Genomic DNA, 16,881 nt, shown 5'->3' with positions numbered 1-16,881 from the left:
CAACCCGTTCTTTTTTTGCTATTTTGTTGGCAACTATGCTGAAAGTTATTCCATTTTTCCTTTTATCTATTTTTTTATTTGAGTCATTAACTGCTCAAAATACGATCGGACTACCCGATATTATTAGTTACAATAGCAAAGACTTTCATGCTTCAGCAGAAATCAGATGTCAGCAACAAGATAAAAATGGAATCCTTTATATTGCCAACAATGATGGATTGCTTACATTCAACGGACGATACTGGCAACTGCATCCGCTTCCCAACAAGGCAAGTATCCGTTCACTGGCCATAGACAGTAGTGGTAAGGTATATGTGGGAGGCCATGATGAAATAGGGTATTTCGAACCTGCAACAAACGGGTTATTAATATATCATTCCCTCAAACATTTAGTTCCACCGGTTGACCACCAATTTGCAGATATCTGGGATATTAATATCACTCCACAAGCCGTATACTTCAGAACTATAGAGAGTATTTTTGAGCTGAAAGAAAACAAAATCAATTTCCTGGATGCACCCGGAGGCTGGATGATGATGACCTGGCTAAATGGCCGGTTATATACCAACGACAGATCTCAGGGCTTACTCACACTACAAAATAATAAGTGGGAGACGGCATGTGCAGAAAATTCCTATGCTCATTTACGCATCAGGGATATGACCAATTACAGGCACGACACATTATTGGTAGCCTCCTTAAGTAATGGTTTATTTTTTCTGCATCAGCGCAGGCTTACCCCTTTTAAAACAAGTATTGATCCTCTGCTGTTGAAAGACCGCATAAATTCCATTAAACAATTAGGGAAAAGATATGCCATAGGTACTACCGGAAATGGTTTATTCATCCTTGATGAAAATGGACAGCTATTGCAGCATTTCAGCAGAAACGAAGGATTACAGCACAATAATGTACTAAGCCTGTTTCAGGACAGAGATCAGAATTTATGGTTGGGATTAGAGAATGGATTGGATTTCATTAATTATAATACAGCACTGAAACATATTTATCCGGATAAGTATAACCAGGTTTCAGGTACTTCAGTAATTGTACATAATGATCATCTCTTTGTAGGTACATCAAATGGCCTCTATACTCTTCCCCTACGTTTACAGGATAAAGACTTCAGTACGGGTAGTGGCAACTTTACAGAAGTAGCACAAACCAATGGACAGGTTTGGGCATTACAGGAAGTGGATAAACAATTATTAATGGCACATCAGGATGGAGCCTTTGTAATTAGTAATGGAAATGCTACCCCACTTGCCACCCAACAAGGCGTATGGACATTTCTTCCGCAAACTACCCATCCGCATCAGTTGATTGCAGGCAGTTATACAGGTTTATTAGTCATAGATAAGAACCTTAAACCTGAAAACGTCAGAAAAGTAGACAGCCTGTATGAATCTATGCGTTTTCTCGCCAGCGATAATCGAATCATCTGGGGTTCCCATCCCTACCGGGGAGTTTTTAGAATCTCATTATCTGATGATCAGAAAACGGTGATCAGGAAAAATATCTTTTCTCAAAAAGATGGTTTACCTGGAAACACCAACAACTTTGTATACAGATTAAAGAACCGGGTGGTTGCAGCTACAGAGAAAGGAATTTATGAATATAATGAAGCGACAGGCAAATGGGCAGTTTCTTCCTTTTTCAAACCCATTTTTAAAGATATGCCCGTTCGTTATCTGACAGAAGATAACTTCGGAAACATCTGGTTTGTAAGTAATCAGTTGATCGGAGTGGTTGACTTCAGCCAGTCTTCCGACCAAAACAATTTTACGATCAACTGGTTTCCATCACTTCCGGCACAGGCAAATACAAGTCCGGGTTATATTTATCCCTATGATCAGCAGAATATCTTCATTTGTTCTTCCAAAGGGATCTATCATATTAATTACGAACAATATGTAAGAACCAACACTCAAATGGGAGTGATGTTGAATGCAGTTACAGCACTATCACCTCGGGATAGTGTTTTATTTGGAGGTTATATTCCGGTAGCTCAGGCGGTAGCACCTACCCTGCCGGCCGATTGTAACTCATTACGCTTCGAATTTACCGCCAGTGCATACCAGCAACCCAACAGCATTTTGTTTAGCTGCCGGTTGACCGGTTGGGATAAAGAATGGTCTGATTGGTCGGATCGTACGGAGAAAGACTTTACCAATCTCCCTTCCGGCACCTATAATTTTTTAGTTAGGGCGAAAAATACTTCCGGAAATATTTCAGAAGCCATCAGTTATACCTTTATAATATTACCACCCTGGTATAAAACTGTTTGGGCTTACCTATTATATATAGCAGCCGTAGCTACGGGAATCTTCCAGCTGTTACACTGGCATCGCAAACGACTTCAGAACCTGGAGCAGCAGCATGAAACAGCCAGGAAGCAAATGCATTATCAGCACCAGCTGGAACTATTCAGGAATGAAAAGGAAATAATTGCCTTACAAAATGATAAACTGGCTACAGAGATCAATCTAAAAAATAAAGAATTGGCTACCGTTACAATGCATATGGTAAGCAGGGGCCAATTAATCTCAAGGATTAAAGAAGAACTAAGTTATTTATTGAAGAAAAAGGAGTTGTCAGAAACGGCTACTGACTTTAAACCTATATTCAGATTGCTCGAAGATGCAGAAAAAGGAACTGATTGGGAACAATTTGCAGCCCATTTCGATGAAGTACATCACAATTTCCTTAGTACACTGAAAAAGAAATTTCCAGTTCTCAGTACTACCGACCTCAAACTTTGTGCATACCTAAAACTTAATCTTAGCTCCAAGGAAATAGCACAATTAATGAATATTTCTGTAAAAGGAGTTGAGATCAGCCGGTATCGTTTGCGTAAAAAACTTCAATTGGCTACAGCAGTAAATCTCTATGATTTTCTTATCCAGGTGGTAGAATCTTAGGAAAAAACCTGAAAAAACTAATTAATATCCAATTAATTACCCGCATTAATGCTTTGTTAACGCACTTGTTAGCGCATTGACTCGTAATTGCATGCAAATTCTGGAGCTACAATCCAGAAGAAAACACAACTAGGTGAATGCAACCAAATGGAGGATCCGGTTCTCCGGATTCTCTTTTTTCAAAAAAAATTCCCGTTTATGAAAAAGGTTTGCCAACACCCTATGCGATTTTGTCAAACAACGAGTTATAATATGAGACGTATTTTATCTGCTTTCCTGATACTGTTGACTGTTCCTGCCCTGGCACAGCTGAAGCACAGTAAAGAAACCCAATACCCATCGTATCATGGCCTGGTAATGGCTGGCTATCAGGGATGGTTCCGTGCAGAAGGAGATGGTTCCGGTGCCAGAAGATTTGCCTATGGCGATGAAACCCGCAGTGGGATTGATATGTGGCCTGATGTAAGTGAATATGAGAAAACTTATCCCACTCCATTTAAGAACGCAAACGGCGAGAATGCCCGTTTCTTTAGCTCTCTTGATAAAAGTACGGTAGACATCCACTTTAAATGGATGCAGGAATATGGGGTAGATGGCGTTTTTATGCAACGTTTCTTCGGAGCGGCCAAGCGTAGAGACAGCAGTTCTACTATTATCCTGAAAAATGCCTTCGCTGCTGCTTCCAAGTATAAAAGAGCCATTGCAGTAATGTATGACCTTTCAGGACTGGCAGGCAAGAACGAAGATTGCTCTGCTATCATTGAAGATTGGAAATACCTGGTAGATCAATTGAAAGTAACTAATCAGGCAGGCGCAAAAACCTATCTGCACCACAATGGCAAGCCAATAGTAGCTATCTGGGGAGTTGGATTTCCTGACCGCCCCTATAACATAAGAAACATCGGGCTCGAAAAACTGATCAACTTCCTGAAAAATGATCCTGTTTACGGTAACTGCGCCATTATGATCGGAGTACCTACTTCCTGGAGAACACTTAATGCCGATTGCTTACCTGATCCTTATTTACATACCCTGATTACTCAGTCTGATATTGTATTACCATGGACCGTACAACGTTACTCACCATTGTTGCACAATGACATGGATAGATTCAGAGATATGTACCTCGATGATGTAAAATGGTGCAGGGAGCATAACATAGATTACGTGCCGTGTGTAACTCCTGGTTTTAGCTGGCATAACCTGAGCAAATATGAGTTCCCTGATGATGTGAAACCATCCGGATCGATCCCCAGACAAGGAGGTAGATTCTACTGGCAACAAATATCAACACTCTTAACTGCAGGTGCCAATATGTTATATGTAGCCATGTTTGATGAAGTAAATGAGGCTACTGCTATTTTCAAAACCACGGATACACCTCCGGTGAGCAGTACTACACCATTTATTAATCTCGATGGAAAACCTTCTGATCATTACTTATGGCTTACCGGTGAGGCTGCGAAAATGTTGCGGAGTGAGAAACCAGTTAGCATAAAGATGCCTGAAAGAAAATAATAACCTAGAATAATAATACCTCCTGGCCTGATGAAAATTAGGCCAGGATTTTAAGCGTATAATTAACGCTTAATAGAAGTGTTTATGACATGCCTGTTATTGGCTGTAAGCAGCTGAAGTCCATAATAGTAGGAAAAGAATCCTAAAATGAGGAACAGCACTGTCATAAAAATAAATTTCTGTTGATTGTCTCTCCTTCTGATTTCCCTGTTTAGAATATATTGTTCCATTTCTAACCATCGCACCGCGGGATCCTGCGTTTTATATCGTTTCTCCAGTTCACCTGTTCTATTCATTTTCCTGCACATAGAAGCAACTGACCTGGCATTTGGAATATTATCCATCAGAGCAATTAGCTCTTTCGTTTCCTCATCTGTCGCATAAATTGACGCGGTTTGGCGGGATAACTTATTAAGAAACAACCCATCTGCTACCAGTTTGAAGTAAAGGTTCATAGATTGATTGATTAGGTCTGTATTCTACTTACGATTTTTTTAATTTCTCAGTTTTAAGATGAGAATAAAAAAATCAACATAAATGCTCTTCATTTCATAAATATCCATTCAATAATATGGATACCTAACAATGAAATCCATATTTCTGTCCTACAGATTTCCTTTAGAAATTATCATTATTTTTAGCGCATGAAAGTCTTGATAATTGAAGATGAACCAATTCTAAGAGCCAATATGCAGGAATATTTACAAAGGCAGGGCTATATCTGCGAATATGCTGCAGACTTCAGGCAGGCAATAGAAAAGGTCTCCGAGTTTGATTATGATTGTATTGTCGCTGATATTGGATTACCATTAGGAAGCGGGTTAGATATCGTAAAAGAGTTAAAATCCCAGGAATCCAAAGCCGGAATCATTATTATTTCCGCCAAAGACGCCCTGGAAGACAAGCTGACAGGGCTGGAACTGGGAGCTGACGACTATCTCACCAAGCCTTTTCATTTATCCGAGCTGAATGCAAGGATTAATGCAATATTAAGACGAAAGAACTTTGATGGTAACCCTGTTATCAACTTCAATGAAATTACCATCAAACCAGCTTCTAAAACTGTATTAATCAATAACAGAAGTCTTACCTTAACAGGAAAAGAATATCAGTTACTTTTATATTTCATTGCAAATCAACATCGGGTTGTAACAAAATCGGCTTTAGCCAGCCATTTATGGGGCGACGAATATGATACAGCCGGATCGTACGACTTTATTTACACACATATAAAAAATCTCAGGAAAAAAATGCTGGAAGCAGGTGGAGAAGATTATATCAATACTGTGTATGGTACCGGATACCGCTTTGGCTAACCTTTTCTATTGATCGGGATGAAACTACTCACAAAAACAACCTTATACTTTCTACTCATCATGCTTCCGGTTTTTGGAGCAGGAGCATTCTATTTATATAATCGTTTCAATAAGGAAATAGCCCACGAAACAGATGAAGAGCTGCTAAACGATCAGATGCAATGGGTTCGCTACCTGGATACTACCTACGTAAATAACCCTGTATTCAGCATCAGTACACCAGAATTCAACATCCACCCTACCTCAGCCCCCGTTCAATCGAAACCTAAATTTAAAAATGTCAAAATATATCAGGAGCCGGAAGATGATTATGCACCTTTCAGACAACTGACACAGGTAATCAGAATTAATAATCAAAATTACGAACTGGTCTTACGGAAATCAAAGATCGAAAAAGCCGACCTGGTGGATAATATTATTCATGTAATGCTGTTCGCATTTGGTGGGCTATTAATTTTTGTATTGATTTCCAATTGGTTTATCAGCAAAAGAATCTGGAAACCTTTCTATAAATCTTTAACCAACATCCAGCAACTTCAACTTAATAAACTAACAAAAGTCAATTTTGAACAAACAAATACCTATGAATTCAATCAACTTAATGCCACATTAAGCAGTATGACCTCCAGAATTCATCAGGATTATCTGAATATGAAAGAACTGACGGAAGATGCTGCACATGAAATGCAAACACCTCTTGCAATTGCACAAGGAAAGCTGGAACTTTTGTTGCAAGACGAGTCATTAACCGCCGAACAACAAAACAGCATCTTATTGAGTTATGATGAGCTTCAGCGATTATCGAGACTTAATCATAATCTGCTGCTCCTCGCTAAAATTGAAAACAGGCAATATCCGGTAGCACAGCATCTGGCCCTAAAACCAGTTATTGAAAAATACCTGTTACTCTTTGAAGAACTCATCAAGGAAAAAGAGCTACAGATTAACAGTTGGCTCGATCCCGAAAGTCATTGGCCTCTGCATCCGGCACTGGCCGACCTTCTGATCAGTAACCTGCTGGGGAATGCTATTAAATATAATTACCCAGAAGGTACAATTGAGATTACACTTACTTCAACGACCCTGCAGATTGTTAATACAAGTCAATTAGGTGCAATCCCTTCAGATCAATTATTCCAACGCTTTAAAAAGCAACAACATACCTACTCCAACTCAAATGGTTTAGGCCTCGCCATCGTAAAAAAAATGGCAGATGCCTACCACTTACAACTTGACTATAAGTACGAAGATGGTAAACATCATTTTCGGGTAGTCGTTGCCGTATAAACAGATTTGCTCCAGATTCCGGGCTTTCCTTTGCATCTGAAAACAACTCATGCAAAATGAAAGGTATTTTTATATTAGTATGCCTGGCAAACGTAGGGATCGCATTCGGTCAAAACAAGCCAACAGTCAAAGATTCAACCACCATCAAAGCTGATACCACCCAAAAAACCGAAGAACTACACGAAGTAGTAGTTTCTGCTACACGTAATAATAGCCGGATAGAAGACCTGCCTATGAAAGTAGAAGTATTGGGAACTGAAGAGTTGCAGGAAGAAAGTGGTATTAAGCCCGGTAATGTAATAAGCCTCCTGGGCGATCTATCGGTCATCCATATACAAAACACCAGTGCAGTAAATGGAAATAATGCCATTCGCATGCAGGGGCTAGACGGAAAATACACGCAGTTATTAAGAGATGGCATGGCTGTTTACGAAGGATTAAGCGGCAATTTTGGAGTGTTATCAATTCCCCCACTCGACCTTAAACAAATTGAAATCATTAAAGGCTCTGTTTCTACCTTATATGGCGGAGGAGCGATAGCCGGAATAATAAACTTTGTTGCTAAAACTCCTGGTAACAAGCCTGCCCTGGATATTTTAGTAAACAGAAGTTCCTTAAAAGAAACCAATTTCAATACCTTTTATTCACAGAAATATGGGAAAACAGGACTAACACTCTTTGCAGGAGTGACCACCCAAAATCCTGTTGATGTTAATAAAGACGGCTTTAGTGATGTACCCATACTTAGACAATACCTCCTCCATCCACGCTTCTTCTGGTATCTTAATCCATTAACCACTTTAATTGCCGGCTATTCAGGTACTATTGAAAAAAGAGCCGGGGGCGATATGGAAGTACTGGACGGACATTCCGATAAAACACATCAATACACAGAAGTTAATAATAGTGAACGCCATAGTATTGAACTTCAGTTTATCAGGAAACAATTGGCAAATGGAACCCTTACCCTGAAAGGAAATGGTAGCTTCTTTCACTTACAGAATGATCAGGGCACCTTTGCATTGGTAGGAAATCAGAAAAACACCTATGCAGAAGCCAGTTACAATAAAAAAAGCGGGAACCACGATTGGGTGGTAGGATTAAATAATACAGGAGAAGTATACCGTCGTGCAACCGGCGACAGTACCATGCTGAACAATTATACCTATAATACCACTGGAGCTTTTGTTCAGGATGGGTTTCACATCAATTCACAATTAATGGTAGAAGGTGGACTGAGAGCCGATTACCACAATGTATTTGGCTGGTATGTATTACCTCGTCTGGCATTGATGTATAAACCGATCGATGATCTTTCTTTACGCCTGAGCGGTGGTACCGGTTATAAAACTCCCGCAATCTTCACTACACAAACTCAAACTATCGGCTATAGAAATTTGCTTCCGCTAAGTGCCGATGTAAAATCAGAAAGAAGTGCAGGCATCAATTTCGATGGTAACTATAGTACCTCTCTTGGCAAAGTATCCGTAACCCTTAACCAGGCATTATACTATACGCATATTAAAGACCCAATATTGCCTGTACCATCAGCAACTGATATTGAGAAAGTTATGCTTTCCAACATGCCATATGCAATGAATAGTATTGGAACCGATACCTATATTCGATTAGGATATGAACATATTGAGCTATATCTGGGTTATAATCATACTGTTTCGCGTTATCAGGATAAAGCCAAAACCAATATTCCATTTGCACCACAGGACAAGTTTGCCGGTACATTAGCATATGAAATAGGAGAAAAATGGAGATTTGGGATAGAAAATAGCTGGGTAGGAAATCAATATGATTATCAGAACCAGCATACTCCATCCTATTGGTTTTGGGCAGCTATGATTTCCAGGAAATTCGGAGAGCATGTAACAGTAGTATTAAATGGGGAAAATCTGTTTGACGCAAGACAGGGTAAGCATACCCCACTTTATACCGGTACTGTTACCAATCCTCAATTTGTACCACTTTGGGGGCCAATTGACGGACGAACTATTAATCTGTCGGTGAAGTTTAATTTATAGCGTAACTTCGCCAACCTAATTTACTTATTTAGATGATAACCAAAAAAAACCGGTATGCCCTTTTGTTTGGGTTCGGTGCCTTGCTCCTGATTCTGTCGTTCCTCGTTAGAACTACGCTGTTGATATGGGCATACCCACAATCGGGATTAACAATTTCAGATATTCCGGGAATCTATTTAAAAGGGTTGGTGTACGATATTGGAGTAGCACTGTTTTTCACACTGGGCTACTCTATTTACCTCCTGATACTACCGGCAAGATTAAACAATTCCGTATTTAACAAGGTATTTACTTACACTGCCGTATTTCTGGCTACCATGATTCTTGTATTTTCGTTCTTTGCGGAATTTACCTTTTGGGGCGAATACTCAGCCAGGTTCGATTTTATAGCTGTAGATTATTTGATTTATACCTATGAGGTAATTTCCAATATCAACCAGTCATATCCCCTACCTCTCTTAATAGGCGGAGTAATAATAGTAACAGCTTTACTTGTTTGGGGATTAAATCGCCTGGGCTTTTTCAGAAGTAGCTTTCAATCCAAAACTCCTTTCGGTACAAGGTTATTGATAACCGTTTGTTTGCTGGGCATTGCAGTACTGCATATTTTCTATATCAATAATATGTGGGCCGAAAAAAGCAGTAACAGATATGCACAGGAGCTTTCAAAAGCAGGTGTTTACTCTTTTGTTTCTGCATATCTGAATAATGAACTGGCATACGATAAATACTATTTACAGGAAAATGAGCAGGCTGCCTTTAGCCTGATGCGTAGTGAGTTGACCGAAGCTAATAGTACCTTTTCTCAAAATAACAACAGTCTTCTCCGACAAATAACTGACACGGCTACACGTATTGCTCCTAATGTAATCATGGTTACAATTGAGAGTTTCAGTGCCGATTTTATGGAGCGTTTCGGAAATACCCAGCGCATTACTCCGGTTTTAGACAGTATAGCCAAACAAAGTGTTTTCTTCACCAATATGTATGCTACCGGCACCCGCACCGTAAGGGGCATGGAGGCATTAAGCCTGGCAGTACCTCCTACACCAGGGCAAAGTATTGTTCGCAGAAAGAAAAATGAATCACTTTTTACAGTCGGATATATTTTCAAAAGAGCTGGCTATGAGCCAACTTTCTTCTATGGAGGCGATGGCTATTTCGATAATATGAATAAGTATTTTGGCAACAATGGTTATGATATTATGGATCGTTTAAGGCATAACCTGGTAGATGATCACATAACCACTGTAAGAAAAAATATTCCTGACGAAGCGGTACAGTTCGAAAATGCCTGGGGAATCTGTGATGAAGATATCTATGAAGCAGTCATAAAAAGTGCCGATCAGAAATATGCTGATGGAAAACCATTTTATGATTTTGTGATGACTACCTCCAATCACCGTCCGTTTACTTATCCGGAAAAGAAAATTGATATTCCTTCCGGTAGTAGCCGTGAAGGGGCTGTAAAATATACAGATTATGCTATTGGAGAATTCATAAAGAAGGCTGCAACCAAACCCTGGTTTAAGAATACAGTCATTATTTTTGTTGCTGATCACTGTGCCAGTAGCGCAGGAAAAAATGAAATTGAAATCAGCAAATATCATATTCCTTGTATGATATACAACTTGCCTTCCACTGCACCACAGGAAGTAGATAAGATGTGCTCGCAGATAGATTTATATCCTACCTTACTAAACCTGCTGCATTGGAGCTATGATAGTAAGTTATTTGGTAAAAATGTTCTGGCAGCCGATTATCAGCCAAGGGCAATGGTAAGCACCTATCAAAAATTAGGTTACCTGGTTCCTGGTAAATTTATTATCCTTAGTCCACAACAAAAAGCAGAATGTTATACCTGGGATGCGCAGAAGAATGAACAACATCCTGCCCCAATGGATAGCTCTCTGTTAAAAATCAGTGTTGCAAATTATCAAACTGCCTATACGCTCTACAAGAACGATGGCATGAAACAATAGTTTCTCGCAAAGGCGCAAAGATTAATATTAGGGCGCAAAGGATTTTTTTAAAGATTTTTAAGGAAAAGCGAATATTCTTAAGAACCAATATTTAGTTTGATTTATGAGAAGAAACTAAAAATGATTCTTAACGATATTCGCTTTTTTTTATTACCTGATTCCTGGAAAGAAGCTACTTATAGAGCCATTTTTTAATCCATCTGGTATAGTATGGCATAACAAGGTATACCATTAGTGCTACGATAACACAGGAAATGAATAATGAATCAATAAATCTTATTGCAGGTATTTTTAGAGTTCTCAATAACGGTATTACAATTAAAGGTACAATGGTAGACAAAGGATAGATTGCCGACCAGGTTGCAAGAAATTGCTTCCAACGTGCAGGAACCTTTACCTTATCATTTTCAGGGCTAAACAAAAAATCCAGACCGGTTTTAATGTAGTAGTTATCATCCTTTTTCAAGATAGGGCGAACTTTCTCGATCAGGCGTTTTCTCTCAGCCGAATTCATCCAGCGTTTCAGATTATCTATTGTATCAAATCGTATGATGACAGTATACAGATAGCTTAAACCAGGAATCGGACGAATGATTTGCCAGTCGATATACCCTACCGAATTTCTGGCGGTTGGACCTATCTCATTCAACCAATTTTCATACTCCTGGTGTTTGCCTTCATTGATATGATGTGAAATGACTACCGTGGCTCCATCTTTTTCCATAAAACTGAAATTAATAATTAATATAATCCTACTAATTTTAAACAAAAGCCATCAGCATTTGAATATTAATCTAATCACTAAAATCTACAGTTAGTTTTTAAATGAATCAATAGCTGCTTTAATGCCTACTCCCGCAGTAATAAAAAATGACGGACCCGCAAGAAGAACTGCTTTAACAACAGGGCTTCCGGAGTACAGTTTTTTATCTTTTAGGTAAAGCTGTGTGTGTAGTGCATCAATAATACCCTTCGTAATGTTGGCCGCTACCAGAGCTGTTGGAGAATCAATGCCCGCATCTTTAAGATCGCTGGCGATAGCAAAACTTTTCACGGAAAGCCTGGCTGCTTCACGGAAAGCGACTCTCCCTACCGAAATCATCAGATCAGCGTTGAATTTATTTCTGTCGCCCAATCCAATCAATAATAGCTGTCGGGCTTTTATTGCTCCTTTCGGTGGTTCTATTAATAAAGTTTCCAGAAAATGTCCTGCAAATTTTCCACTTTTCCGTAGTTCAGTAATTTGTCCGTTTAGCGCTTTATCCAAATGCACCATTCCGTTTATTGCAGCTGGTAATGCCGGTGGATTAAAAATATCTCCTTCTGTATATTCAAATACACAAGCTATTTGCAGGGGAACTGTTGCCGTGGCGGGGCCTTCTACCAATCCTTCAATAGATAGTCCGTCTATTACTCCCCACAATTGAGCTGTACCTTCAGGTGTAGATTTTGATGTGTTGTCTTTTGTGGTTTGCTGAGCATTGATACTGGAGTTTATACTCAATAATAAAAACATAGAAAGAAGCGAAGCAAATATCTGCTGAAGATGTGGTTTGTGATGCATATAAAAGTCTATTATAGCTTATAATATTTTCATCCTCATATCATACAAAAACGAACTGTCAATACTCCACATAAAAGGGGTATCTGAGCTATTATAAATTTAATTATTATTTGAATACAATTAATAATTAAAGTAGTCACTTTTCTAAATGAAGTATTTTTGTTGTTATATCACATCTTAATAAATTTCAATCACTATGAAAATGTTTCAATATGGAAAATAATAAGAATACCCAACAAGGAATTAACAGAAATCATCCTGCTTTTAATAAAAATGCAGAACCGTTTTACAATATAATAATGGAAGGTTTAAAAGGAGAAGTAGATGGTGAACATTTTTGGGATGCTGTAGCAGAAAATGCAGTATTTGAGTTTATGTACAACATTCCTGGCTTCACCAATAAAATTGAAGGCCGTAAGGCGTATATGGACTGGTTTGGTGGATATAGTAATGTGCTTCATTCGGCAGATCATTTACAGATTTATAAAGCTGCAAATCCTGAAAAAACCATCATACTCGAATACCAGGTTCACGGTCTGGTACCATTTACCGGCAAAAATTACGACAACCGTTTTTGTTCCATCATAACTATTAAAGACCGTAAGATAATCTACTGGAAAGATTACATGGATTCATTGGCCGTTATACTAGCCACATCCAATGATTAAGATAAAATGGTTGTTATTTTGCACACACTCTCATTAATTAAATAACTAAAAAAAGAATTACAGGATTTTATAAATCTATCAATCTTTCTAACCACAGTACGTATAGTCATTAAGCTCACAATTCAAAGTCCACAAGCATTTCGTTTTACTAACAAATTCTTCCTTTTTATTTTCCATTATATCAAACAATAACTCCACTTAAAAATAACCAACCCGAAACTTGCTATAATTTTTTTTAAATAAGTTAATTCAAAACCGCAAGAATCGGATTTCATATGAAATAGGGGTTAGCTAATTTCGAATTATCAAACAAGTTTAAAATTTTAAAAAATGGAAAATCAAAAAACAAAAGAAGAACTGAACAAAGAAGTAGTTGTACGTTGGTTTACACACTTCTGGGGAGAAACAGTTGACCTTTCAATTGTAGACGAAATTGCTGCACCTGATATGCTCCTGAAATATTCACTGCATGAGCCTCGTAATGGTCGTGACGATATCAAAGCATTCATGACAGATTTCCGTGCAGCATTTCCTAATCTAAATTTTTGGGGAACAGCAGACCTGATTGCCGAAGGTGATTATGTTGTTGGTCAATGGGAAGGTGGCGGTACACACACTGGCATTGCTTTTAGCGATTTCCTTGCAGGTTCTCTTCCTGAATCAACCGGAAGAAAAATGCACTTTACCGGAACAACTGTACTGAAAGTTGTGGATGGTAAAATTGTTGAAGAAATAGGCCTCGATGATGGTGTTACAGCGTTAACTCAATTAGGCTTAATTAAAACTGCCTAGGAAAAACTCAACTAATAAAAGGTCGGAAAAATTCCGGCCTTTTATTCTACTTCTCATTTAAAATAACTGCAACCGTTTTTATTTTTGACTGTAATTATTCGGTTACCAATGGTAATTGAATAATTAAATTGCCAGCCCCACAAAAAAAATTTTTTGCTTTACAAGAAATCCCTAAATTTATTCCCCCGTCCTGCGTAACCTGCCTCTTTAGCCAAGACATAACAAAGATCAAAAAATTACTGTCTGCCTGTAGACAGTTATAACAGCTATTTATTTACGAACCAGTAAAACCATTATCAGTATGCTGGCATCCCGTTTAACCAGTTCCTCTAAAAGTGGCACTTTTACAGAGGAGTTAGAGATTAATCTCCAATCACAGGAACAAATATGGCAACAACAGGAATTATTACGTATCATTAATCTGATACAGGCAGAAGATTTTTGGGAAGATAACAACCGAGATAGCTTTGATGAGCTTTTGAATAACCTGATGAAGCTCACCAAAAGCAGATATGGATTTATTGGCACTGTAAACAATTATCATAACAGAATCTCCCGTCAATCGCATATCAACATTTCAGTAGAAAACGATAAGGAATTTTATGCCTGTCTGGAAACTGCCCTTCAAACCAAACAACCACAAATAAGTGAAGTTATTGAGCGCATTGATAGCTCCTTATACCCATATATAGGAATACCAGTTCTGTTTCAAAATGAAGTTTTGATAGTAGTTGGGCTGGCAGGCAGAATATCTGGCTACAATCAGGGAACTATCGATTTACTTCAGCCATTACTTAAGCTCCTCGGAAGATTACACTTTCAACAAATCCAGCAATCAAAACAAACGCAACTGATCAGTCAGAATACCAAATGGCAGGAAGATTGGAATTCATTGATGCTGACACTTGACGATATTGTAATGGAAATCAATGATCAAAAGATTTTCACCCATGTATGGTGCCGGCAGGATCATTTGTTATTCAAACCACGGGAAGAATTCATTGGAAAAACAATAAATGAAACCCTTGGTGAACATGCCAGTTACTTTGATCAGATGGCAGATGAGGTACTCAAAACAGGAGTCAGACAGGAATATGTATATAAGGATATCCGTCAGGAAGTTGAAAAGTGGTACAGAATAAAAATGAGCCTTTTTGAAAACACCGAATCAAGTTCCAAACGTCTGCTCTTGCTAATACGGGATGTTACCACTCAGGAAAGCCAAAAGCTAAATTATGAGCATACCCAAACCGAACTTAAAAGAAGTAATCAACTACTTAGTATCTGTCAGCAGATGTCTAAAATGGGAGGATGGGAATTCAATGTAAACACCGGGCAATTATTCTGGACGGCAGAGATTTATAAAATGAGGGAAATACCTCAGAACTATTCTATCTCTCTTCAAAGTGCAATTGGGTTCTATCACCCGGAAGATCGTCCGGTCTATGAAGCAGCACGAGAGAACCTCTTCTACAATTACGAGCCTTACGATCTGGAACTCAGACATATTTCTGCAAAAGGAAAACAAACCTGGGTACGTACAATTGGAGTACCTATTCTCAATCAGCGAGGAATGGCTACCCATTTCAGAGGAATCATAATGGATATTACCGATAAGAAAGATGCTGAACTCCAATTGGTAAACGCCAGAGATAATGCTCAAAAAGCTGCTCAATCCAGAAGTGAGTTTCTTTCTGTAATGAGCCATGAGATCAGAACTCCATTAAATGCCATCATTGGTATTGCAGGCATTCTGAATGGTGGCACCTCCGATGCCCAGGGCGAAATAATTCAAACCTTACAATTCAGTGCCCGTCATCTGCTAGGTTTAATTAATGACATTCTTGACTTTACGAAAATGGAAGCTGGTAAAATAGAACTCGAACATATTCCCTTCAATCCAACAGCCCTGTTGCAAGGTATTACACGTAATCATCAACCGTTGGCAAAATCTAAAGGAATTAAACTTTATACTTCTTTTGATGATACAATACCTGAAAATATAATCGGTGATCCTGTACGCCTTGGACAGATCATCAATAATTTGCTGAATAATGCAATTAAGTTTACACAAAAAGGGTACGTTTCCATTGAAGTACAACAGGAAGCCTGTACTAACCCCGATTACTGTGCTTTAAGTTTTGAAGTAAAAGATACAGGTATTGGTATCTCTGAAGATATGCAGGAAAAGATATTTGATTCCTTTGTACAGGAAAATTCTGCCATCTCAAGGCTGCACGGAGGTACAGGACTTGGTTTGGCCATCACTAAAAAGCTGATCAACCTTTACAATAGCAATATTATACTGGAAAGTAAGAAAGATGAAGGCACCACTTTCAGATTTGATATTAGTTTCTTAATTCCAAAGAAAAACAGCATCATTCATTCAAATGATGAACAATCCGACAATGGCTGTTTACAGGACAAAAAAATTCTGATCATTGAAGACAATCCGATAAATATTCGCATTCTTGAGCTACAGTTACAAGCTACCGGAGCTATCATTAGTTCTGCCTGCAATGGAAAAGTAGCTTTGCAAAAAATGAAGGAAGACCTGTATGATGGCATTATTCTGGACCTTCATATGCCTGAAATGAACGGATATGAAACCATTCCGCATATTAAGGAATGGCAACCAACTGCTTTTATTATTGTATTAACGGCCGATATCATGCCAGATGTCAGGAAACGACTCAATGGGCTTGGCGTAAAAAATATGTTGCCAAAGCCATATGCCCCGGAAGATTTATTACGCATGTTACAATGCAATGTCGAATAACACAATTGCTGTATATTG

12 protein-coding genes are annotated in these 16,881 nt (G+C 38.5%); 9 read left to right on the top strand and 3 right to left on the bottom strand.

Annotated features, from left to right (window positions below):
• Window positions 1-35: 35 nt before the first annotated feature.
• Window positions 36-2,921, top strand: a complete 2,886-nt coding sequence (locus DVR12_RS00645; RefSeq protein ID WP_116973524.1) for a ligand-binding sensor domain-containing protein — start codon at window positions 36-38, stop codon at window positions 2,919-2,921.
• A 252-nt stretch (window positions 2,922-3,173) separates the two neighbouring features.
• On the top strand, window positions 3,174-4,439 hold the full coding sequence (locus DVR12_RS00640) for a glycoside hydrolase family 71/99-like protein (RefSeq protein ID WP_116973523.1): 1,266 nt from the start codon (window positions 3,174-3,176) through the stop codon (window positions 4,437-4,439).
• Window positions 4,440-4,501: 62 nt separating this feature from the next.
• On the opposite strand, the gene DVR12_RS00635 is transcribed toward DVR12_RS00640, so the two are convergent.
• The gene (locus tag DVR12_RS00635) at window positions 4,502-4,894 is read right to left on the bottom strand and encodes a hypothetical protein (protein ID WP_116973522.1); all 393 of its coding nucleotides are present in this window, start codon (window positions 4,892-4,894) and stop codon (window positions 4,502-4,504) included.
• Between the two features lie 189 nt (window positions 4,895-5,083).
• Here DVR12_RS00635 and DVR12_RS00630 point away from each other — a divergent pair, with 189 nt between their 5' ends.
• Genes DVR12_RS00630 through DVR12_RS00615 form a run of 4 tightly spaced genes read left to right on the top strand, consistent with a single transcriptional unit; the run spans window position 5,084 to window position 11,060 of the window.
• Window positions 5,084-5,755, top strand: a complete 672-nt coding sequence (locus DVR12_RS00630; protein ID WP_116973521.1) for a response regulator transcription factor — start codon at window positions 5,084-5,086, stop codon at window positions 5,753-5,755.
• An 18-nt stretch (window positions 5,756-5,773) separates the two neighbouring features.
• Window positions 5,774-7,042, top strand: coding sequence for a sensor histidine kinase (locus DVR12_RS00625; protein WP_116973520.1), 1,269 nt, complete (start codon window positions 5,774-5,776; stop codon window positions 7,040-7,042).
• 56 nt (window positions 7,043-7,098) lie between these two features.
• Window positions 7,099-9,078 carry a TonB-dependent receptor plug domain-containing protein gene (locus DVR12_RS00620; protein WP_116973519.1) on the top strand — a complete coding sequence of 660 codons (1,980 nt, stop codon included), beginning with the start codon at window positions 7,099-7,101 and terminating at the stop codon, window positions 9,076-9,078.
• A 32-nt stretch (window positions 9,079-9,110) separates the two neighbouring features.
• Window positions 9,111-11,060, top strand: a complete 1,950-nt coding sequence (locus DVR12_RS00615; RefSeq protein ID WP_116973518.1) for an LTA synthase family protein — start codon at window positions 9,111-9,113, stop codon at window positions 11,058-11,060.
• A gap of 172 nt (window positions 11,061-11,232) precedes the next feature.
• Here DVR12_RS00615 and DVR12_RS00610 read toward each other — a convergent pair whose 3' ends face one another.
• Window positions 11,233-11,784, bottom strand: a complete 552-nt coding sequence (locus tag DVR12_RS00610) for a hypothetical protein (protein ID WP_199417008.1) — start codon at window positions 11,782-11,784, stop codon at window positions 11,233-11,235.
• A 90-nt stretch (window positions 11,785-11,874) separates the two neighbouring features.
• Complete coding sequence (locus DVR12_RS00605; protein WP_199417007.1) at window positions 11,875-12,624, bottom strand: M17 family peptidase N-terminal domain-containing protein; 750 nt, start codon at window positions 12,622-12,624, stop codon at window positions 11,875-11,877.
• Between the two features lie 212 nt (window positions 12,625-12,836).
• Here DVR12_RS00605 and DVR12_RS00600 point away from each other — a divergent pair, with 212 nt between their 5' ends.
• The 3 genes from DVR12_RS00600 (at window position 12,837) to DVR12_RS00590 (ending at window position 16,863) form a co-directional block, all read left to right on the top strand.
• Complete coding sequence (locus DVR12_RS00600; RefSeq protein WP_199417006.1) at window positions 12,837-13,292, top strand: nuclear transport factor 2 family protein; 456 nt, start codon at window positions 12,837-12,839, stop codon at window positions 13,290-13,292.
• 330 nt (window positions 13,293-13,622) lie between these two features.
• Complete coding sequence (locus DVR12_RS00595) at window positions 13,623-14,084, top strand: ester cyclase (protein WP_116973517.1); 462 nt, start codon at window positions 13,623-13,625, stop codon at window positions 14,082-14,084.
• A gap of 301 nt (window positions 14,085-14,385) precedes the next feature.
• Window positions 14,386-16,863, top strand: a complete 2,478-nt coding sequence (locus tag DVR12_RS00590) for a hybrid sensor histidine kinase/response regulator (protein WP_116973516.1) — start codon at window positions 14,386-14,388, stop codon at window positions 16,861-16,863.
• Window positions 16,864-16,881 lie beyond the last annotated feature (18 nt).

It is taken from the genome of Chitinophaga silvatica (genome assembly GCF_003419895.1).
Taxonomy (GTDB): domain Bacteria; phylum Bacteroidota; class Bacteroidia; order Chitinophagales; family Chitinophagaceae; genus Chitinophaga; species Chitinophaga silvatica.
The sequence above is the reverse complement of the archived record's forward strand: the minus strand, read 5'-3'. Positions and strand labels throughout refer to the sequence as shown.

What these genes read in the sequence shown, in the direction of transcription:
- DVR12_RS00645 (WP_116973524.1), top strand. Translation starts at nt 36, where the DNA reads ATGCTGAAAGTTATTCCATTTTTCCTTTTATCTATTTTTTTATTTGAG.
- DVR12_RS00640 (WP_116973523.1), top strand. Translation starts at nt 3,174, where the DNA reads ATGAGACGTATTTTATCTGCTTTCCTGATACTGTTGACTGTTCCTGCC.
- DVR12_RS00635 (WP_116973522.1), bottom strand. Translation starts at nt 4,894, where the DNA reads ATGAACCTTTACTTCAAACTGGTAGCAGATGGGTTGTTTCTTAATAAG.
- DVR12_RS00630 (WP_116973521.1), top strand. Translation starts at nt 5,084, where the DNA reads ATGAAAGTCTTGATAATTGAAGATGAACCAATTCTAAGAGCCAATATG.
- DVR12_RS00625 (WP_116973520.1), top strand. Translation starts at nt 5,774, where the DNA reads ATGAAACTACTCACAAAAACAACCTTATACTTTCTACTCATCATGCTT.
- DVR12_RS00620 (WP_116973519.1), top strand. Translation starts at nt 7,099, where the DNA reads ATGAAAGGTATTTTTATATTAGTATGCCTGGCAAACGTAGGGATCGCA.
- DVR12_RS00615 (WP_116973518.1), top strand. Translation starts at nt 9,111, where the DNA reads ATGATAACCAAAAAAAACCGGTATGCCCTTTTGTTTGGGTTCGGTGCC.
- DVR12_RS00610 (WP_199417008.1), bottom strand. Translation starts at nt 11,784, where the DNA reads ATGGAAAAAGATGGAGCCACGGTAGTCATTTCACATCATATCAATGAA.
- DVR12_RS00605 (WP_199417007.1), bottom strand. Translation starts at nt 12,624, where the DNA reads ATGCATCACAAACCACATCTTCAGCAGATATTTGCTTCGCTTCTTTCT.
- DVR12_RS00600 (WP_199417006.1), top strand. Translation starts at nt 12,837, where the DNA reads ATGGAAAATAATAAGAATACCCAACAAGGAATTAACAGAAATCATCCT.
- DVR12_RS00595 (WP_116973517.1), top strand. Translation starts at nt 13,623, where the DNA reads ATGGAAAATCAAAAAACAAAAGAAGAACTGAACAAAGAAGTAGTTGTA.
- DVR12_RS00590 (WP_116973516.1), top strand. Translation starts at nt 14,386, where the DNA reads ATGCTGGCATCCCGTTTAACCAGTTCCTCTAAAAGTGGCACTTTTACA.